The organism is Acuticoccus kandeliae (genome assembly GCF_003073115.1).
This window is the reverse complement of sequence record NZ_QBBV01000002.1, coordinates 820,280-838,467: the sequence shown is the minus strand read 5'-3', so window position 1 is coordinate 838,467 and position 18,188 is coordinate 820,280. Positions and strand designations below refer to the sequence as shown.

Sequence of the window (18,188 nt, the reverse complement as noted above, 5' to 3'; positions counted from 1 at the left end):
GGTCGTGGGTTCGGGACGGGGTGGAGGGCCTGTGCGCCGTCCGGCTCAGACCGGATTGGAGCGGCGCCACGCGACATAGGCGGCGAGGCCGCGGGCGATGTCGTAGCGCGGTGCGTAGCCGAGCGCGGCGCGGGCGCGGCCGATGTCGAGCGCGCCCTTGCGCGCGGCCGGCTGGCCGGGGGTGAAGGCGTAGTGTCCGGGTCCGACCGAGATGTCAGCCGCCGGCTCGATGTCCTTCAGGATCGCGACAATCTCGGCGAGCGAGGGGGCGACCCCCGTCGAGATATTGTAGACGTCGTGCGTCTGGCCGGGCGTCTTCAGGACGCGCAGGATGCCGTCGATGCAGTCGGCGATGTAGGTGTGGTCGACGCGGAACTCGGCCCCGTTCGCGAGGTGGCACGATCCGCCCGTCGCGACGGCGTCGACGAGATTCTTCGGCACGCGCGGGCGCGGCAGGCCCGGCCCGTAGACCCAGCAGGTGCGCACGTGGCGGATGTCGAGCCCGTGCGTGCGGACATAGTCCCGCGCGAGCTGCTCGACCGCGTACTTGGAAATCCCATAGGCCTTCAGCGGGCGGCAGGGGTGGGTCTCGTCGATGACGTCCGCCTCGAAGTCGCCGTAGGTCTCCTCCGACGAGATGTGGACCATCGCGGGAACGTCGAAGAGGCGCATCGCCTCCATGATGTTGAGCGAACCTTCGATGTTGACCCGCATCGTCGCCATCGGCGCGGAGACAGAGTTCACGATGCCGACGATCGCGGCGCAGTGGATGACGGCGTCCGGCCGCGCGGCCTTCATGAGGCGCGCCATCTGCGCCCATTCGGAGAGATCGCCCGGCTCGAAGCGGACCGAATCGGGGTGCGCGGCGAGGACGGCGGCAAGGCTCGGCGACAGGCCGATATCGGTGGCGAGGACCGTGTCGCCGTCGGCGGCGAGCGCCGCGGCGAGGGCCGAGCCGATAAATCCGGATGCGCCGGTCACGAACACCTTCACGTCTCTATTCTCCGCTCCCTGGGCCAGCCGGACCCCGTGGGCGCGGCCGTGCGTGTTTTGTTATGTGAAGTCATAGTTTGCAATGTTGGTGCGTTCAAGGCCGTTCGCACCGTCGGTGATCAGCGCACGGGACGCGGGCGAATGAAATTTCCGCGCTTTGTGCGTGGGTTACGCGGCGCGCCTCGCGCACACGGCTTTCCGTATCGCGGGAAAGCGTTTGACAATACAAAAACAATCCGGTCATGTGAGCGGCATGGATGGCGCGAAGCGCACCATCGCGTTGCCGGACCGGCCGCGATCGAACGAGATGGGTGGACACGAATTTCATGCCCACGAGCACCGACATGACAGGTGAGGCCACCGACGTGGTCGTGCTCGGCAGCGGCGTCGGCGGGCTGACGGCGGCACTGGTCGCCGCGCGCGCCGGCCTCTCCGTCATCGTTCTCGAACATCTCGACAAGATCGGCGGCACCAGCGCCCGCTCCTCCGGCACGGTCTGGATCCCGGCGAACCACTATCTCGCGGCCGCGGGGGTCGAGGGCGACGCCGAGGCCGCGCGCACCTATCTCAACGCGCTCGGCGGCGACCGCGTCGATCCCGCCATCACCGACGCCTTCATCAAGTCCGCCCCCGTCATGCTGAAAGAGCTGTGCGACGGGGAGGGGCTTTCCTTCCGCCCCTTCATGACCGCGCCGGACTACCGACAGGATCATCCGGGTGCGGCGCCGGGCGGCCGCGCGCTGGAGCCCGCCCCGTTCGACGGGCGCACGCTCGGCGCCGATTTCGCCCGCCTCGCCGAACCGCTGCCCGAGCTGATGGTCTTCGGCGGCATGATGGTGACGCGCAGCGAGGCGGCGCGTCTCCTCACCGCCGACCGTTCGGCGGGGGCCGCGGCGCTCGGCGCGCGCATGGTCGCCCGCTATGCGCGGGACCGCCTGCGCCACCATCGCGGCACGCGCCTCGTCCTCGGCAACGCGCTCGTCGCGCGCCTCTTGCGCGCTTGCCGCGATCGCGGCGTGGTCGTGCGCACGGGCGTCAGCGCCGAGCGCCTCCTCACCCGTGGCCGCGCCGTCACGGGCGTCGCGGGGACAGCCAACGGCGCACCGTTCGAGATCGCCACCTCGCGCGCGATCATCCTCGCCGGCGGCGGCTTCCCCGCCAATCCCGAATGGCGCGCGCGGGAGATGCCGCAGCCGACGCCGAAGGCGACGCCCGCCTCGCCGGGCGCCGACGGGTCGACGCTGGCGCTCGCCGAGGCCGCAGGCGCCGCGCTCGGCCCGGCGGGCAGCGACAACGCGATGTGGTTCCCGAGCTCGTTCGCGACGCGGCCCGACGGCTCGACCGCCGTCTGGCCCCACATCGTGCTCGACCGCTCGAAGCCCGGCCTCATCGCCGTCGACGGGACGGGCCGCCGCTTCACCAACGAGGCGGTCTCCTATCACGAGTTCGTCCGCGCGATGTACCGCGCGCACGAGGCGGGGCGGGCGGCGGTTCCGGCCTATCTCATCGCCGACCGCGCCTTCATCAAGCGCTACGGGCTCGGCCTCATCCGGCCGCGCACGCCGCGCCTCGCGCCCTATGTGGCGCGTGGCTACCTCATCGAGGCGGCGGACATCGCGGCCCTCGCGGGCAAGATCGACGTGCCGGCCGAAATCCTCGAGGCGACGGTCGCGCGCTACAACGCCTTCGCCGCGGACGGCGTCGATCGCGACTTCCACAAGGGCGAGACGATCTACGACCGCTCGAATGGCGATCAGGCCGTCGCGCCCAACCCCTGCGTCGGGCCCATCAAGACGGCACCCTTCTATGCGGTCGCCGTGTGGCCGACGCCGCTCGGCACGAGCCGCGGCCTAGCCGCCGACACCAACGCGCGCGTCCTCGACGCGGCGGGCGCGCCGATCCCCGGCCTCTATGCCTGCGGCGGCGACATGCAATCCGCCTTTGGCGGCGAATATCCCGGCGCCGGCGCGCAGCTCGGCCAGGCGATGACCTTCGCCTGGCTCGCGGCGCGCCATGCCGCTGGCACCAACCTTTCGGCCGACACACCGGCCGACCTCCCAAGAAACATGACAACAGACGCACGAGGCGGAGCGGAATGGCACTGAAGAAGGGCGGCGACCTGATTGCCGAATTCCTGGTAAAAGAGAAGATCCCCTACGTCTTCGGGATCTGCGGCCACGGCAATGTCGGGCTCCTCGACGCGCTCTATAAGGTGCGCGACGACGTCAAGCTCGTCTCCCCGCGGCACGAACAGACCGCGGCCCACATGGCCGACGGCTATTTCCGCGTGAGCCACCGTCCGGCCGCGACACTGACCTCGACGGGCCCGGGCTCGGCGAACCTCATCATGGCGCTCGCGGTGGCGCAGACCGATTCCTCCGCCGTCTTCTCGATCACCGCGAACGTGCCGACATCGCAGTTCAATCGCGGCCCGTTCCAGGAGCTGAACCGCCACCATCAGGCGGACTTTCCGAACGTCATGCGCCCGGTGGTGAAGCGCTCCTTCCAGCCGACCCGCGTCGAGATGCTGCCGCTCGCGATGCGCCAGGCGGCCATGACCATGACCAGCGGACGCCCCGGCCCCGTCCACCTCGACGTTCCCTACAACCTCTTCATGGAGGAGGCGGAGGTGAACGAGGAGCCGGCATGGGCGGGCTTCAACAAGCGCCGCAGCGGGGCGAGCGAGGAGGATGTCAGCCGCGCCGTCGACATGATGCTCGCGGCCGAGCGTCCGGCCCTCTTCATCGGCCACGGCGTCACCCTCTCGGAGGCCGGCGCCGAGCTCACCGCGCTCGCCCAGCGCCTCTCGATCCCGGTGATCTCCTCGCCGAACGGCATGGGCTGCCTCGACATGCGCGATCCGCTGTCGGTCGGCTTCATCGGCCGCAACGGCGCCTATCCCGCGAACCAGACCGGCCGTCACGCCGACCTCGTCATCGCGATCGGCGGCCGCTTCGACGACCGCTCCGCCTCGTCCTGGAAGCCGGGCTATTCCTGGAACTTCCCCTGGACGAAGCTCATCCAGGTCGACGTCGACCATGCCGAGCTCGGCCGCAACTATCCGCCCGATCTCGGCATCCTCGCCGACGCGAAGGCCTTCCTCATCCAGATTCTGGCCGAACTCGACCGGCGCGGCATCTCCGGCGGCGACCGCCTGCCGGCCTGGCGCGCCTCGATCGAGGGGTGGAAGGCGGAGTGGGCGGCCTTCGTGAAGCCGGGCTTCGAGGCGCACCAGTCGCCGCTGCGGCCCGAGCGCATCGTCGCCGACTGCCGCAAGGTGATGCCGGACGACGCCATCATGTCGTTCGATTCCGGCATCCACCACAACTGGTTCATGCAGTTCTGGGAGGCCCGCCGGCCGCAGGCGATGCTGAACACCTGGGGCTATTCGGGCATGGGCTTCGGCCCGTCCGCGATCCTCGGCGCGAAGCTCGCCGCGCCCGACCGGCCGTGCGTGTCGGTCTGCGGCGATGGCGGCTTCACGATGGTGCCGCACGTCCTGTGCACCGCCGTCGAGTACAACATCCCCGTCGTCTGGGTGGTGTGGAACAACTTCGCCTGGGGTGCGATCCGCGACCTGCAATACGCCTATTTCGACGGGCGCGAATACGGCACGGCCTTCTATGCCGGCCCGAACAATGAGCCCTACAATCCGGACTTCGCCGCGATGGCCCGCTCCTGCGGCGTCGACGGCTACACCGTGACGCGCTCGGAGGATTTCGGCGACACGCTGAAGGCGGCCGTCGCCTCCAACCGGCCCGCCTTGATCGACGTCCACGTCGACGCCAACATCCGCCCGCCCGGAACCGGCTCCTGGGAGCTGCCCCCGATCCCGCCGAAGGAGCCGCAGTTCGGCGCGGCCTGGACGCCCGACGGACGCTGACACCAAGAAACGAGAGACATCATGACCGACAAAGTGCCCGCCAGCGTGCGCAACATCGCCGAGGAACCCTGGCAGCAATTCCCGAACCATTTCGGGGGCGCCCTCTCGAAGGCGCTCGTCCGGCCCGAGACGACCGGCTCGAAGCTCCTCGACTATCGCATCTCGACCTACCAGCCGATGGCCTATGTCGCGCTGCACGCCCACAAGGTGCAGGAGCAGGTCTACCACGTGCTGGAAGGGGAGGGGCTCATGGAGATCGGCGACGAGAAGCGCGTCGTGCGCAAGCATGACGTGATCTTCCTGCCGCCGGGCGTGCCCCATTCGATCCAGAATAGCGGCCTTGGCGACCTCACCTTCATCGTGGTGACGACGCCGATGGTCGACGAGTGACGGGAGAGGGCTGATGGGCGCGCCGATCGCCATCGTCTTCGGCGGGTCGCGGGGCATCGGCGCCGCCTCCGCCGCCGCCCTCGCGCGGGACGGGTTCGACGTCGCCTACACGCACGTCTCCGCCGATCCGCCCCCCGCGCCCGCCAATGGCGGCGCGCGGGTCGCGGCCTTCCGCTGCGACATCCGCGAGGAGGCCGAGGTCGCCGCCGTGTTCGCCAAGGTGCGCGAGACGTTCGGCGGGCGGCCGAGCGTGGTGGTGGCGAATGCCGGGATCAACGTGCCGGGCGCGCCGATGGCCGATTTCGACCCGGCGCGCTTCCGCGAGCTCGTCGACGTCAACCTCTTCGGCGCGTTCAACGTCCTCCATCATGCCGCGCGCGAGGTGGAGGATGGCGGCGCGATCGTGGCGCTGACGACGACGCTCGTGCGCCACGCCGTCCCCGGCACCGGCCCCTACAGCGCCACGAAGGCGGCGGTGGAAACGCTGGTGCGCGCGATGGCGAAGGAGCTCGCGGGCAGGGGCGTGCGCGTCAACGCGGTCGCGCCGGGCCCCGTCGACACGGACCTTTTCCGCAACGGCAAGACCGACGAGGCGATCGCCCGCTCCGCCGCGATGAGCCCGTTCGCCCGCGTCGGCAAGCCGGAGGAGGTGGCCGAGGTCGTCGCCTTCCTCGCCTCGCCCCGCGCCTCCTGGGTCCACGGCCAGATCGTCCAGCCGAATGGCGGGGTGATCTAAGCTCCGGGCCCCATCAGGACAGGGCCTGCGCGCCGCGATCAGCTCGCGGGGCGCCGCACCAGGGCGAGGCCGAGGCCCAGCGCCATCATCGCCGCCCCGGACGCCTCGCGGAGGCGGCGGATGAGGCGGGGCCGGGCCGCCGCCCCGTCGCGCACGCCGCCGGCCGCGAAGGCGACGACGATGTCGACGAGCGTGTTCAGCGCGACCGAGACGAAGCCCAGCACCACGAACTGGAGCGCGACGCTGCCCGCCGGGTCCACGAATTGCGGGATGAAGGCGAGGAAGAAGGCGGCCGTCTTCGGATTCAGCGCCTCCACGAGCACGCCCTCGCGGAAGGCGCGGCGGGCGCCCACCGCGGGCGCGCCGATGTCGGTCGACAAGGTCCGCATCGCGTCCCGCCGGGCGGCGCGGATGGTGCGATAGCCGATCCAGACGAGATAGGCCGCGCCGACGAGTTTCAGCGCGGTGAAGAGCTCCGCGCTCGCAAGCACGATCGCCGAGATGCCGAGGCTCCCCGCAAGGACGTGGACCATGCCGCCGAGCCCGGTCCCGAGGCTCGATGCGATGCCCTCCGCGCGCCCGCCCGCGAGCGTGCGCGCGCCGACATAGAAGATCCCCGGCCCCGGCGTGATCGCGAGGAGGAAGGCGGCGGCGAAATAGAGGGCGAGCTGTGAGAAATCCGGCATGGTCGTCCGTTTCGGGGCGCCCTGTAGGGGCGGCGTGTCAGAGGGGGATGAGCGGGGCGACGGCGCGGTCGGATTGCCGGTCGCTCTCGGCAAGGCCCGTCGCGACGCCCGCCCGATCCGGTGCGTTCCGGTTCTGGCTGAGCTTGCGCTTGCCTTCGAGCGCCGTGATCTCCATCCGCAGGCCGACGATGCCGCGAAGCTGCGCCTCGACGAACTTCTCCGGCGCGTCCGACACCGCCCACGGCGCGGCGCGCTCGCCCTCGTGATGGTCGGTCAGGCGGCGCACCACGTCGTGGAGGCGCGCCGGATCCTCGAAGAACTCGACGGGACCCGAGGCGTGGACCGAGATGTAGTTCCACGTCGGGACGACCTTCCCCGTCTCCTGTTTGGTCGCGTACCAGGAGGGGGTGATGTAGGCGTCGGGCCCCATGAAGACGGCGACGCCGGGGCCGATCGCCGGGATCTGCCATTGCGGGTTCGCCCTGGCGAGGTGGCCGTAGAGGACGCCATGCGGCCCCTCGTCGGGGGCGATGAGCAGCGGCAGCGGCGTCACCAGCGGCCCGTCCGCCGTGGCGGTGACGAAGTTCGCCAGACGCGCCGCGCGGATGGTCGCGAAGAGGCTCGCGCGATCCTCGTCGCGGAAGGCGGGGGGCGTGTACATCGGGCGGATCCTGCGTTCGGGCGCCGGTGCGATCCCGCCCGGCGCGTTTCAGGCAGAGGTAGCAACGACGCGGCTCCAACTCCAGGCCCGCGCGCCCGCCGCTCACAAAAGGGCGGCCCGATGTGCTAGAACACCTCACGGTCAATCCGAACCGGATTGAACGAGAAAAGGGTGTTCGCTCCATAGGTCTGGCGCGATCGCTCTTCGCTCAGGTTGGTCCAACCTGAGCGGCAAGCGCGCTAGCCTTGCGGAGAAAGTCGGGCAGCCGGCTGGAGGGAGCGATGGCCGAAGGCGTGCCGGAGGGGACGCGCAGGGACCTCAACGCCGCCGAGATCGGCGCTCTCGCGCACCTTTATCGCGGCGAGGTCTACCGCTCGACCGTATGGCGCACCCGCCTCGACACGACCACGAACTGGGCCGTCGTCACGCTGGGGGTGGCGCTCTCGATCACCTTCGCCTCGCCCGAGGCGTCGGCGCTGCCGCTGATCCTCGTCGGCATCCTCATCCACTTCTTCCTGGTGCTGGAGGCGCGGCGCTACCGCTATTTCAACGTCTGGCGCGCGCGCTGCCGGTGGATGGAGAAGCACTTCTTCGCCCCGATGCTCGTCGACGGGGACGTCCATCTAGAAGAGGGCTGGCAGAACACGCTCGCCAACGACTACTGGCACCCGCGCTATCACGTGTCGCTGATGGTCTCGATCGGGCGACGCATCCGGCGCAACTATTTCTGGATTCTCCTCATCCAGACCGCGGCCTATTGCGGCAAGCTCCTCGTCCACCCCCAGCCCGTCACCTCCTTCGCCGAGTTCGTGGACCGCGCCACCATCGGCCCGCTCTCGGGCGCCGTCGTCGTGACGCTCGGCCTTGTCTATTGCGGGGTCTGGGGCGGCGTCGCCTATTGGAGCTGGAACGACGACCGCCGCCGCGCCGCCGCCCGCGCGGACTCCACCGCCATGGGGTAGGCCGGCGCGCCGCGTCGATGGTTGAACCTGTAACTATCGCGCTGTAACGGAGGCGGATGCCCGACGCGCCGCCCTTCGATCTCGACGACTTCCTGCCCTATCTCCTCAACATCGCGGCGGAGGAGACGGCGGCCGGTTTCGCGAGTGTCTACAAGGCGCGCTACGGGATGCTGCGCACCGAGTGGCGCGTTCTCTTCCATCTCGGCCGCTACGGGCCGATGACGGCGCGCGAGATCTCGGAGCGGGCGCGCACCCACAAGACCAAGGTGTCGCGCGCGGTGGCGGCCTTGGAGGCGCGCCGCTTCCTCACCCGCGAGGAGATGGAGCACGACCGCCGCCACGAGCGCCTGTCGCTGACGGCGAAGGGGCGGGCGGCCTTCCTCGACCTCTGCGGCACGGCGCGGACGTACGATGCGGCTGTCGTCGCGCCATTCACTGAGGAGGAGCAGGCGGTGTTGCGCGCGTGCCTGCGGCGCCTCGCGAACTTTCCGACGGACCGGTGAGCCGCCCTCAGCGGGCCGCGAGCGTCACGTGCTCGCGGGCAAGCACATCGTCGATCCGGTCGCGCTCGCGCAGGAAGGCGGCGAGGCGGTCGCCGGACAATTCCTTCGCCCGCCGCAGCCTCAGCTTCAGCGGGTTGACCGGATGGTCCTTGATCCGGATCTCGAAATGGAGATGCGGCCCGGTCGAGTAGCCGGTGGAGCCGACATAGCCGATCACGTCCCCCTGGCTGACCTTGAGGCCCGGATGCACCCCGTCGGCGATGCGCGACTGGTGCCCGTAGATGGTCACGTAGCCGGCCGCATGCTGGATCGTGACGCTGCGGCCATAGCCGCCCTTCGTCCAGCCGGCCTGCGTCACCACCCCGTCGCCCGCCGCATAGATGGGCGTGCCGCGCGGGGCGGCATAGTCGACCCCGTTGTGGCTGCGCACGGTGTGGTAGATCGGGTGGCGGCGCGGTCCGAAGGTGGAGGAGACGATGCCGCGCTCCATCGGCTTCCTCACTAGGAAGCTGCGCCCGGTGCGCCCGTCGCGGTCATAATAGTCGACCGCGCCGTCTGCATCCTTGAACCGGTAATAGGCCGTCTCGACCCCCGCCTCCTCCAGCGCGGCATAGAGGATCTCGCTGTGCCCCGCCGCGCCCGACGCCGCTCCCGCGTCCGGCACGGAGTGGAGGACGGTGAGGCGCGCGCCGGGATGGACCGGGGCGACGAAATCCACCTCGTTCGCGAAGGTGGCGAGGAGCGTGTCGAGAACCTCGCCGGGGAGGGCGATATCGCGCCCGGTCTGGTAGAGGCTCTCATAGATCGTCGGTGTCTCCTCCCGCGCGGCCTCGACCTTCAGGAGGCGCGCGTCGGGCGCGGGTCCGGCCGGCGCCGCGCCCGGCACGAAGCCGCCGCGATCGTTGCGCGCGACCGTCGCGACATGGGTCTTGCCGTCAAAGAGGGAGAGGCGCTCGACCGGCCGGTGCTCGTCCTCCGCCTCGCCCCTGGCGGGGAGGAAGGTCACGGACACGACTTCGCCCGGCGCCGCATCCGCCGCGCCGATCTTGCCGAGGATGGCGAGGATCGCGTCGACCTCCGTCTCGGAGACGCCGCTGCCGAGGAGGATGTCGCCGAGCGTGTCGCCGTCCTGGAGGAGTTCCACGACGGTGTTGCCGTCCTCCTCGAACGCCTCGTCCGACTTCGCGATGGCCGACACATTCTCCGGCACGACGATGACGTTCGGCGGCACATAGACCGCGCGCGGCACGTAGAAGAGGTCGCCGCTCGAGGTGATCGGGCCGTCGGGCGCGCCGGTGGGGCCTGACAGCGGGGTGGCGGTGTCGAGCGGTGGCGCGGTGCCGTCGTCGAAGGGGAGAGCGGGGCCGGAGGGGAAGTCTGAGATGGTGATCGTCACCTCGCCGTCGACCTCGCTGGCGGCGATCCGGTCGAGCGCGCCGTCCGCCTCCGCGACGTGCGGGGCGGCTCCGATGCGGGGGTCGAATTTCGGGATGTCGCCGATCCGGTCGCGGTCGAGCTCGAGATTGGCCTCGACGAGGGCGTAGGGGTGCTTGCCGAGGATGCGCTCATCGCCACGCCGCGTCTCGGTCGTGACCTCGATCATCCGGCGCGTCGGGGTCTCCTCGTCGGCGCGCAGGGCAAGGCCCGATTTCGGCGCGGCCCGGCCCGGATGGAGGAAGGCGGCGAGCGGCGCCTCCGCGACGACGGGCGAAGCTTTCGACCCGGCCATCGCGGCGAGCAATGCGCCCGCCATCAGCGCGGTCGAGGTGACGAGCGTGACCGCCGCGCCGACAGCCCAGCGAACCCGCACCTGACGAACGCCAAATCGCGCCGGGTCCACGTCCGCGGGCACGAGAGGCGGCTCGTCGCCGAGCCACGGCGGGTCTTGTCTCACAAACGACCTCTGACGCTGGTCTCGATCCTCCTGACTATCACGGGCCGGGCCGGCGGGCCACGGGTGGCCGATCCGGGCGCGCGGCGGGCCCGTCAGTCGCTGAGCGGCAGCCCGTCCTCCTCCTTCAGCGTCGTCAGCACGATCTCGGAGCGGACGTGGCTGACGTCCGGATGGGGGAGGAGGTGGCGGTGGACGAAGTCGGCGAAGGCCTCGAGGTCGCGCACGTGGATGTGGAGCACATAGTCCGCATCGCCCGAGACGGAGTAGGCGGCGCGCACCTGCGGCTTGCCGCGCACGAAGGTGGCGAAGGTCTCGTCGGTGCGGCCGGAATGGGCGGCGAGGTTGACGCGCGTGATCGCCCGCAGCCCGTAGCCAAGCATCCCGGCATTGATGCGGGCGCGATACCCCTCGATGAAGCGGTCCGCCTCCAGCGCGGCGCGCCGGCGGGAGACCTGGCTCGGCGACAGGTGGACGATCGCGGCGAGTGCGGCATTGGTGAGCGCGCCGTCGCGCTGGAGCGCGCGCAAAATCGCGAGATCGAAGGGATCGAGGTCACGGGCGTGCATAAGCGGCCGCTTTCCTGCATGGTTCGTGCGAAATCTGCCGCGCCATCGCGTGAAACGCAAACACCGTGCATGGCCGATGCACGATCCTCCAACCGCTCGAATGGAGGAGGACACCGATGGGCCCGTTCCCGCACGACGCGCCGAAGGCGACGATTTCGAAGATGAACCCCGCCGGCACCGACGGGTTCGAGTTCGTGGAATTCGCCCACCCGGATCCGGAACAGCTCGCCGTGCTGTTCGAGCGGATGGGCTACGTGCCCGTCGCGCGGCACCGCACGAAGGACATCGTCCTCTACCGACAGGGCCGCATCAACTACGTGCTCAACCGCGAGCCGGGCAGCCACGCCGCCAAGTTCGTGGAGGCGCACGGCCCGTGCGCGCCGGCGATGGCGTGGCGCGTGGTGGACGCCGAACACGCGCTGAAGCGGGCGCTGGAGCTTGGCGCGACGGAATATACCGGCCCCGGCAAGACGCTGGACGTCCCGGCGGTCGTCGGCATCGGCGGCTCGCTCCTCTATTTCGTCGACACCTATGGCGAGAAGGGCTCCCCCTATGGCGAGGAGTTCGAGTGGCTCGGCGCGGTGGACCCGGAGCCGAAGGGGGTCGGCTTCTATTTCATCGACCACCTCACGCACAATGTCGTGCGCGGGAACATGGACACCTGGTACAAATTCTACCACGACACGTTCGGCTTCCGCGAAATCCGCTATTTCGACATCAAGGGCAAGATGACTGGCCTCACGAGCCGGGCTCTGACCTCGCCGTGCGGCAAGATCCGCATCCCGATCAACGAGTCGGCCGACGAGAACTCGCAGATCGAGGAGTATCTGAAGGAATATAAGGGCGAGGGGATCCAGCACATCGCGGTCGGGACGCAGGACATCTACGGCGCGACCGACGCGCTCGCCGCGAACGGGCTCGAATTCATGCCCGGCCCGCCCGATGTCTATTATGAGATGAGCCGCAAGCGCGTGCACGGCCATGACGAGCCGATCGCGCGGATGAAGCGGCACGGCATCCTGATCGACGGGGAGGGCGTCGTCGGCGGCGGCCACACGAAGATCCTCCTCCAGATCTTCTCCAAGACGGTGATCGGCCCGATCTTCTTCGAGTTCATCCAGCGCAAGGGCGATGACGGGTTCGGCGAGGGCAACTTCAAGGCGCTCTTCGAATCGATCGAGGAGGACCAGATCCGCCGCGGCGTCCTGAAGGCTGAGCCGGCGGAGTAGGGCGCGGGTGAGCTGGCGGGACCTTTCCTCCGCCCCGCCGCCGGGCACCCCGGTCTGCGCGGCGGAGGCGGTGACGACGACGAAGAGCCTCCTCGTGGAGAGCGAGCGGGGCGCCTTCCCGATCCTCCTGGTGCGTGCGGGCGGGCGGCTCGCCGCCTACCTCAATGCCTGCCCGCACCAATATCTCCCGCTCGACTATCGCGCGCCGAACCTCCTGTCGGCCGACGGCACCCGGCTCCTCTGCTCCTCCCACGGTGCCGCGTTCGACGCGGCGACGGGTGAAGGCGTCGACGGGTTCGGCCTCGGCTGCGCGCTCGACCGCGTGCCGGTCACGATCGATGCGGACGGGATGGTGCGGATCGCCGACTGAGCGGCGCCGCCTTCAGCCGAGCGAAGCGCGGAAGAGGCGGGAGATCATCGACAGATGATCGTCCGTATATTGCAGCGCGAGCGCCTCGTCCCGCGCGGCGATTGCGTCGAGGATCTGCTGGTGGTGGACGATCGAGGCGTCCGTCACCTTCGGGTCGAGGTAGATGAGCGCGTTCTGCATCGCGTTGTAGACGCCGCTGATGTTGCGGAAGATGCTCGGAAGGAAGGCGTTGCCGGCCGCGTCCACGATGGTGCCGTGGAAGGCGCGGTCGACGTCTATAAAATACTGGAAGTGCGCCGTGGTGCGGCGCATCTCGTCGAGAAGCGTGTTCATCCGCTCCAGATGCGCCTCGCTGCGGTGATGGACGGCGAGCTGCGTCGCGTGCAGCTCGATCATCTTCCGCATGTCGACGATCTCGTCGATGAAGGCGATCCCGCCCTCCGAATCGTTGAAGTCGAGCACGAAGGTGCCGCGCCCGTGCGCCGAATAGACGAGGCCCGTCGATTCGATATAGCGGATCGCCTCGCGGATCGTGGAGCGGCCGACATCATAGATGCGGGCCATCTCCTCGATGGAGGGCAATTGCTCGCCGGGGTGCAGCTCGTTGCGGCAGATCTTCCAGACGATTTCGTTGATCAGGCGCTGCGCGAACGGGTGAAGGTCTGCGTTCTTCGAAATCTTGCCGCCTCCGGCGTGCGCGGGGAGTGGCAGGCCCGATACCGAAGCCGACCAGGGGAAGGGGGCCGGCGCCCCTAGCGGATCTTGGGGCACTGGCCGTCCTCCGCCTCAGGTCCGTTGCCGACTTTCGAGGGCGTTTGCAATGGCGTCAAGCCAGATTGCAACCGCCACCGCGCCACCATCAGGAGTTCCGATCACGCGCTCGCCGAGATAGCTCGCGCGCCCGAGGGCAGGCTTCATCGTGCGCGTCGCCTCCGCTCCGGCGCGCGCCGCGTCGGCGGTGGCGCGGGCGAGCGCCGCGGGGCCGCCGTCCGGGGCCGACCGCAGCCCGTCGGTCGCCGGGGCGAGCGCGTCGAGCATCGTGCGGTCGCCGGGTTTCGCCCCGCCGAGTTCGCTGATGGCGCTGGCGGCGGCGGCGAGCGCGTCGGCGATATCGGCCCGCGTCGGGCTGTCGCCGAGCCGCTCAGCCGCGCGCAGGAGGGCGACGGCGTAGAACGGGCCGGAGCTGCCGCCGATCGCCCGGCGCAGCGCATCCGCCGCGGCCGCGGCGAGGCGTCCGGGCGTCGCCGCAGCGCTCGCCGGGAGCGCGTCGAGAGCCGCCGCGGCGCGGGCCATGCTGACGCCGAGATCACCGTCGCCGGCCTTGGCGTCGAGCTCGGTCAACTCGTCCTTCGCCGCGTTGAGCGCGCCGATGACGGATTGGAGGATCGCCACGAGGGCGGGGTCGGCGGGCGCGCCGTCATCGGCGCCGCTCTTGACCGCGCCGAGGGCGACCGTCGCCGGCTCTGCCGGCACCGCGCCGGCGCCCGGCCAGGCGGACGCGGCGGTGGCGGCGTCGAGGTGGCCGGACCAGTCGGCCGCGAGCGGCAGGAGGGTGAGGGAGACGCCCGGCATTTCGAGCGCGGTCATGAAGCTGCCGGTGAAGGCGCGAATGATGTCGAACCCGCGTGCGCGCAACTCGGCGACCGCGAGGCCCGCGACGAGCGACAGCTCCATCGGCGGCGTGCCGCCGAGCCCGTTGACGAGGAGGGCGGCGGGGGAGGCGGGGATCCCCTCGCTCACGGCGTCGACGAGGGTGCGCACGATCGTCGCCGCATCGGCGAGCGCCGCGCGCCGCACCCCTTCCTCGCCATGGATGCCGAGGCCGAATTCCACCTCGCCGGGGGCAAGGGTGAAGCTCGCGACGCCAGTCCCCGGCACGATGCAGGAGCCGAGCCCGACGCCCATGGTGGCGAGGCTGTCCGCGACGGCGCGGGCGAGCGCCGCGACGCTCGCAAGGTCCGCGCCGGCCTCCGCCGCCGCACCGGCGATCTTGTGGACGAAGACCGTCCCCGCGATCCCGCGCCACCGCGCGCGGGGCATCGTCTCGCGCAGCGACACGTCGTCGGCGACGACGACGATCTCGACCGGCAGCCCCTCCTGGCGGGCAAGCTCGGCGGCGAGGCCGAAATTGAGGCGGTCGCCGGTGTAGTTCTTGACGACGAGGAGCGCGCCCGCCGGCCCGGTCACGGCGCGGATGGCGGCGAGGATGGAATCGACGTCCGGCGAGGTGAAGACGTCGCCCGCGACCGCCGCCGTCAGCATTCCGCGCCCGACATAGCCCGCGTGCGCCGGCTCGTGCCCCGAGCCGCCGCCGGAGATGAGCGCGACCTTGCGCTCGGCCGGGGCGGGGAGGTCGCTGCGCAGGATGATGTCGTAATCCTGCGCAAGCACGAGGTGCGGCGTCGTCGCGGCGAGACCCATGAGGGTCTCGCGCACGACGTCCTGCGGGCGGTTGATGAGTTTCTTCATGGGAGTGTCCAGCTCGCGTCCCGGCCGCTCAGAGCGGCCAGGTCGACAGGAAGGGCAGCGCGACGGTGATCGCGAGGGCGAGGATCATCACGAGGACGACCTGCAGAATGTAGGGGAAGCTCTGCTCGATCGTGATCCCGGCAATGCGCGCAGTGACGAAGAGGTTAACCGACAGTGGCGGCGTCGCCCCGCCGATCGCGAGCCCCAGCATCAGGACGACGCCGAAATGGATCGGATCCATCCCGATCGTGTTCACGAGCGTCATGAAGATCGGCGTCATGATCACGATGATCGCGATCGTCTCCATGAATGTCCCGAGGAACAGGATGAAGGCGACGAGGAAGAGCAGCACCACGAAGTGATTTGGCGCGATCGCGAGGATCATGTTGCTGAGCGCCTGCGGGATCCGCTCCATCGCCATCACCCACGAGAACGGGCTCGACGCCGCGATCACGAAGAGGACGACGGCGCTGCCCTTCGCCGACGACAGGAGGACGCCGAAGAGGTCGCGCGGCTTCAGCGCCCGGTAGACGACCGTCGACAGGATGAAGGCGTAGGCGACGGCGACGACGGCCGACTCGGTCGGCGTGAACACGCCGAGGAGAATGCCGCCGAGGATGATGACGGGCATCAGCATCGGCAGGATGCTGTCGCGGATGATCCCGACGAGCTCGCCGCTCGTGGGCCGCGGCTCGGTGGAGGCGAAGCCGCGCCGGCGCGACATGAAGCTGCAATAGATGAGGAGCAGCAGCGCGGTGACGAGGCCCGGCAGGATGCCGGCGAGGAAAAGGTCACCGATCGAAACGCTCGCCGAGACGCCGAAGATGACCATCGGCAGGCTCGGCGGGATGACGATGCCGAGCGAGCCCGCGCCCGCGACGACGGAGGCGGCGAAGCCCTTCGAGTAGCCCTTCTTCGCCATCTCGGGCTGCACGATGGAGCCGACGGCCGCGCATGTCGCCGCGCCCGAGCCGGAGATCGAGGAGAAGAAGGTCGCGGCCGCGACAGCGGACATCGCGAGGCCGCCGCGCACGTGGCCGAGGAGGGCGTTCGCGAGCCGCATCAGGCGGTCCGTCGTCCCGTAGGCCATGAGGTTGCCGGCGAGAATGAACATCGGCAGCGCGAGGAGGGGGAAGGAATCCACCCCGGAGACCATGCGCTGGATGACGATGCCGGGCGCGGGGAAGCCGTCGAGGATCAGGAAGAGCATCGCGGAGATGACGATCGAGAAGCCGATCGGCACGCCGACGAGGATGGCGGTGAGGAGAATGCCGAAGAAGAGGATCAGCACGGGCCGGCCTCCTCGCTCGGGCGCGCCGCATCGTCATCGCGCAGAAGCGCGCCGATGTCGGCGAGGAGGTAGATGATCATGAGGACGCCCGCGATCGGCATGGCGAGGACGACGAGGCCGAAGGGGATCTCGAGCGCGGCGGTGCGCATCGCCATCTCGGTCTTCACGATGCCGACGCTGTAGCGCAGCATGGTGGCGACGAAGGCGAGGAGGACGATGTCGATCGCGATGAGCGCGACGCGGCGGCCGACCTTCGGCAGGAGCATGACGAAGAAGGTGACCTGGATGTGCTCCCTGTCGCGGATCGCGAGCGCCGCGCCGAGGAAGGTGATCCACACCATCGCGTAGCGCGCGAACTCAGAGGTCCACGGCAGCGAGGTCTGGGTCGTGAACCGCAGCACCACCTCCAGAAGCAAAGCAGCCACCATTGCGAGCAGCAAGGCGGCAACGATGATCTCGATGGGGCGGGTGAGGAAACGCAGGATATTTGGCATGAGGGCTCCGGTGAACGGGGACGGATTCGGGGCGCCGCGCGAAGCGGCGCCCCGGGCCTTCCTCAGTCGCCGTTGATGAGGCGCAGCAGCTCGTCGCCGTTGGCCTTGATGTAGATGTCGCGCACGCCGGCGGTCGCGGCCCGCATCGCCTCGCGGTCGACCTCGTTGACCTGCATGCCCTTGTCGGCGAGCTCCTTCACGAGGCGCTCGTCCTCGGCGACGATCATCTCCCGCTCGCGGTCGCGATACGTCTCGGACATCTTGGTGAGGAGCGCCTTCTGCTCGTCGGAGAGACGGTCATAGACGGCCGAGTTGATGATCAGGACCGCCGCGCCCCACAGGTGGCCGGAGAGCGAGAGATAGTCCTGCACCTCGAAGAATTTTGCGCTGTTGATGATCGAAAGCGGGTTCTCCTGCCCGTCGACCACGCCCTGCTGGAGGCCGGTGAAGAGCTCGGCGAACGACATGCCGATCGCGCTCGCCCCCATCTCCTCGAACATCGCGAGGCGCATCTTGGAGGTGTCGCTGCGGAAACGAATGCCCTTCATGTCCTCCGGGGTGACGATCGGACGGACATTGTTGGTGAAGTTGCGGAAGCCGTTTTCCCAGAAGGCGAGGGTGTGGAGGCCCTTCTCCGTCAGGATCTCGGCGACCTTGTCACCAAAGGGGCCGTCGACGGCCGCATAGGCGGCTTCGTGGCTGTCGAAGAGGAAGGGGATCTCCTCCACGCCGAGGCGCGGGTCGAGGCCCTGGAAGGGGGAGATGCCGGGGATCAGCGCCATATCGAGCGCGCCGTCCTTCACCTGGCTGATGAGCTCCAGGTGGGTGCCGAGGATGCCGTTGGCGAAGACCTCCATGGTGAGGTCGCCATTGGATTCGGCCTCCATCGCCTCGGCCATCTCGGTGAGGGCGACGTGGGTCGGGTGCGCCTCGGACAGGATGTGGCCGACGCGCAGCGTCTCCGCGTTGGCGAACGACACCGCGCCGAGCACGGTGAGCCCGGCGATCGCGGTGCGGGCGAAGAATTTGTTCATGGTTATTCCTCCCTGGTTGGTGGATGG

General features: G+C 69.6%; 18 protein-coding genes. 8 read left to right on the top strand and 10 right to left on the bottom strand.

Annotation, left to right across the window (positions count from 1 at the left end; genetic code table 11):
- Positions 1 to 45: 45 nt before the first annotated feature.
- Entirely contained in the window at positions 46 to 993 is a 948-nt protein-coding gene (locus DBV35_RS16550) for an NAD-dependent epimerase/dehydratase family protein (protein ID WP_157961802.1), read from the bottom strand.
- Between the two features lie 344 nt (positions 994 to 1,337).
- Here DBV35_RS16550 and DBV35_RS16545 point away from each other — a divergent pair, with 344 nt between their 5' ends.
- From DBV35_RS16545 to DBV35_RS16530, 4 genes are read left to right on the top strand one after another with little or no spacing between them, the layout of a single operon-like run.
- Positions 1,338 to 3,098, top strand: coding sequence for an FAD-dependent oxidoreductase (locus tag DBV35_RS16545; RefSeq protein WP_205648709.1), 1,761 nt, complete (start codon positions 1,338 to 1,340; stop codon positions 3,096 to 3,098).
- Positions 3,089 to 4,876 carry a thiamine pyrophosphate-binding protein gene (locus DBV35_RS16540; RefSeq protein WP_108661409.1) on the top strand — a complete coding sequence of 596 codons (1,788 nt, stop codon included), beginning with the start codon at positions 3,089 to 3,091 and terminating at the stop codon, positions 4,874 to 4,876. The genes DBV35_RS16545 and DBV35_RS16540 overlap by 10 nt, the downstream gene beginning before the upstream one ends.
- Before the next feature lie 21 nt (positions 4,877 to 4,897).
- Positions 4,898 to 5,266 carry a cupin domain-containing protein gene (locus DBV35_RS16535; protein ID WP_108661408.1) on the top strand — a complete coding sequence of 123 codons (369 nt, stop codon included), beginning with the start codon at positions 4,898 to 4,900 and terminating at the stop codon, positions 5,264 to 5,266.
- Between the two features lie 13 nt (positions 5,267 to 5,279).
- Entirely contained in the window at positions 5,280 to 6,002 is a 723-nt protein-coding gene (locus tag DBV35_RS16530; protein ID WP_108661407.1) for an SDR family oxidoreductase, read from the top strand.
- 38 nt (positions 6,003 to 6,040) lie between these two features.
- Here the strand turns inward: DBV35_RS16530 and DBV35_RS16525 are convergent, their stop codons facing one another.
- Together DBV35_RS16525 and DBV35_RS16520 are read right to left on the bottom strand one after the other, a co-directional pair.
- Positions 6,041 to 6,688 (bottom strand): LysE family translocator, encoded by a 648-nt coding sequence (locus DBV35_RS16525; protein ID WP_108661406.1) that lies wholly within the window; start codon positions 6,686 to 6,688, stop codon positions 6,041 to 6,043.
- Positions 6,689 to 6,725: 37 nt separating this feature from the next.
- Positions 6,726 to 7,349 (bottom strand): FMN-binding negative transcriptional regulator, encoded by a 624-nt coding sequence (locus DBV35_RS16520; RefSeq protein WP_108661405.1) that lies wholly within the window; start codon positions 7,347 to 7,349, stop codon positions 6,726 to 6,728.
- Positions 7,350 to 7,630: 281 nt separating this feature from the next.
- Between DBV35_RS16520 and DBV35_RS16515 the strand changes: the two genes are divergently transcribed.
- Together DBV35_RS16515 and DBV35_RS16510 are read left to right on the top strand one after the other, a co-directional pair.
- Positions 7,631 to 8,311, top strand: coding sequence for a DUF2270 domain-containing protein (locus DBV35_RS16515; RefSeq protein ID WP_108661404.1), 681 nt, complete (start codon positions 7,631 to 7,633; stop codon positions 8,309 to 8,311).
- A gap of 56 nt (positions 8,312 to 8,367) precedes the next feature.
- A complete protein-coding gene (locus DBV35_RS16510) occupies positions 8,368 to 8,814 on the top strand; it encodes a MarR family winged helix-turn-helix transcriptional regulator (RefSeq protein ID WP_108661403.1) in 447 nt (148 codons plus the stop codon).
- A gap of 7 nt (positions 8,815 to 8,821) precedes the next feature.
- On the opposite strand, the gene DBV35_RS16505 is transcribed toward DBV35_RS16510, so the two are convergent.
- Positions 8,822 to 10,708 (bottom strand): M23 family metallopeptidase, encoded by a 1,887-nt coding sequence (locus DBV35_RS16505; protein WP_157961801.1) that lies wholly within the window; start codon positions 10,706 to 10,708, stop codon positions 8,822 to 8,824.
- 92 nt (positions 10,709 to 10,800) lie between these two features.
- Positions 10,801 to 11,274, bottom strand: a complete 474-nt coding sequence (locus DBV35_RS16500) for an Lrp/AsnC family transcriptional regulator (protein ID WP_108661401.1) — start codon at positions 11,272 to 11,274, stop codon at positions 10,801 to 10,803.
- Between the two features lie 116 nt (positions 11,275 to 11,390).
- Here DBV35_RS16500 and hppD point away from each other — a divergent pair, with 116 nt between their 5' ends.
- Together hppD and DBV35_RS16490 are read left to right on the top strand one after the other, a co-directional pair.
- Positions 11,391 to 12,503, top strand: coding sequence for a 4-hydroxyphenylpyruvate dioxygenase (gene hppD, locus DBV35_RS16495; RefSeq protein ID WP_108661400.1), 1,113 nt, complete (start codon positions 11,391 to 11,393; stop codon positions 12,501 to 12,503).
- A 7-nt stretch (positions 12,504 to 12,510) separates the two neighbouring features.
- Positions 12,511 to 12,873, top strand: coding sequence for a Rieske (2Fe-2S) protein (locus DBV35_RS16490; protein ID WP_108661399.1), 363 nt, complete (start codon positions 12,511 to 12,513; stop codon positions 12,871 to 12,873).
- A gap of 12 nt (positions 12,874 to 12,885) precedes the next feature.
- Here DBV35_RS16490 and DBV35_RS16485 read toward each other — a convergent pair whose 3' ends face one another.
- The 5 genes from DBV35_RS16485 to DBV35_RS16465 all read right to left on the bottom strand — a co-directional run bounded on the left by DBV35_RS16485 (position 12,886) and on the right by DBV35_RS16465 (position 18,161).
- Complete coding sequence (locus DBV35_RS16485; protein ID WP_108661398.1) at positions 12,886 to 13,644, bottom strand: FadR/GntR family transcriptional regulator; 759 nt, start codon at positions 13,642 to 13,644, stop codon at positions 12,886 to 12,888.
- A 15-nt stretch (positions 13,645 to 13,659) separates the two neighbouring features.
- Complete coding sequence (locus DBV35_RS16480; protein WP_108661397.1) at positions 13,660 to 15,342, bottom strand: dihydroxyacetone kinase family protein; 1,683 nt, start codon at positions 15,340 to 15,342, stop codon at positions 13,660 to 13,662.
- Positions 15,343 to 15,370: 28 nt separating this feature from the next.
- Positions 15,371 to 16,633 (bottom strand): TRAP transporter large permease, encoded by a 1,263-nt coding sequence (locus DBV35_RS16475; protein ID WP_205648708.1) that lies wholly within the window; start codon positions 16,631 to 16,633, stop codon positions 15,371 to 15,373.
- Positions 16,627 to 17,127, bottom strand: coding sequence for a TRAP transporter small permease (locus tag DBV35_RS16470; protein ID WP_108661396.1), 501 nt, complete (start codon positions 17,125 to 17,127; stop codon positions 16,627 to 16,629). Before DBV35_RS16470 ends, DBV35_RS16475 begins: the two co-directional genes overlap by 7 nt.
- A gap of 62 nt (positions 17,128 to 17,189) precedes the next feature.
- Complete coding sequence (locus DBV35_RS16465; protein WP_108661395.1) at positions 17,190 to 18,161, bottom strand: DctP family TRAP transporter solute-binding subunit; 972 nt, start codon at positions 18,159 to 18,161, stop codon at positions 17,190 to 17,192.
- Positions 18,162 to 18,188: the final 27 nt, after the last annotated feature.

Coding starts and splice junctions, on each gene's coding strand:
- DBV35_RS16545 (WP_205648709.1), top strand. CDS start 1,338: ATGACAGGTGAGGCCACCGACGTGGTCGTGCTCGGCAGCGGCGTCGGC.
- DBV35_RS16540 (WP_108661409.1), top strand. CDS start 3,089: ATGGCACTGAAGAAGGGCGGCGACCTGATTGCCGAATTCCTGGTAAAA.
- DBV35_RS16535 (WP_108661408.1), top strand. CDS start 4,898: ATGACCGACAAAGTGCCCGCCAGCGTGCGCAACATCGCCGAGGAACCC.
- DBV35_RS16530 (WP_108661407.1), top strand. CDS start 5,280: ATGGGCGCGCCGATCGCCATCGTCTTCGGCGGGTCGCGGGGCATCGGC.
- DBV35_RS16525 (WP_108661406.1), bottom strand. CDS start 6,688: ATGCCGGATTTCTCACAGCTCGCCCTCTATTTCGCCGCCGCCTTCCTC.
- DBV35_RS16520 (WP_108661405.1), bottom strand. CDS start 7,349: ATGTACACGCCCCCCGCCTTCCGCGACGAGGATCGCGCGAGCCTCTTC.
- DBV35_RS16515 (WP_108661404.1), top strand. CDS start 7,631: ATGGCCGAAGGCGTGCCGGAGGGGACGCGCAGGGACCTCAACGCCGCC.
- DBV35_RS16510 (WP_108661403.1), top strand. CDS start 8,368: ATGCCCGACGCGCCGCCCTTCGATCTCGACGACTTCCTGCCCTATCTC.
- DBV35_RS16500 (WP_108661401.1), bottom strand. CDS start 11,274: ATGCACGCCCGTGACCTCGATCCCTTCGATCTCGCGATTTTGCGCGCG.
- hppD (WP_108661400.1), top strand. CDS start 11,391: ATGGGCCCGTTCCCGCACGACGCGCCGAAGGCGACGATTTCGAAGATG.
- DBV35_RS16480 (WP_108661397.1), bottom strand. CDS start 15,342: ATGAAGAAACTCATCAACCGCCCGCAGGACGTCGTGCGCGAGACCCTC.
- DBV35_RS16470 (WP_108661396.1), bottom strand. CDS start 17,127: ATGCCAAATATCCTGCGTTTCCTCACCCGCCCCATCGAGATCATCGTT.
- DBV35_RS16465 (WP_108661395.1), bottom strand. CDS start 18,161: ATGAACAAATTCTTCGCCCGCACCGCGATCGCCGGGCTCACCGTGCTC.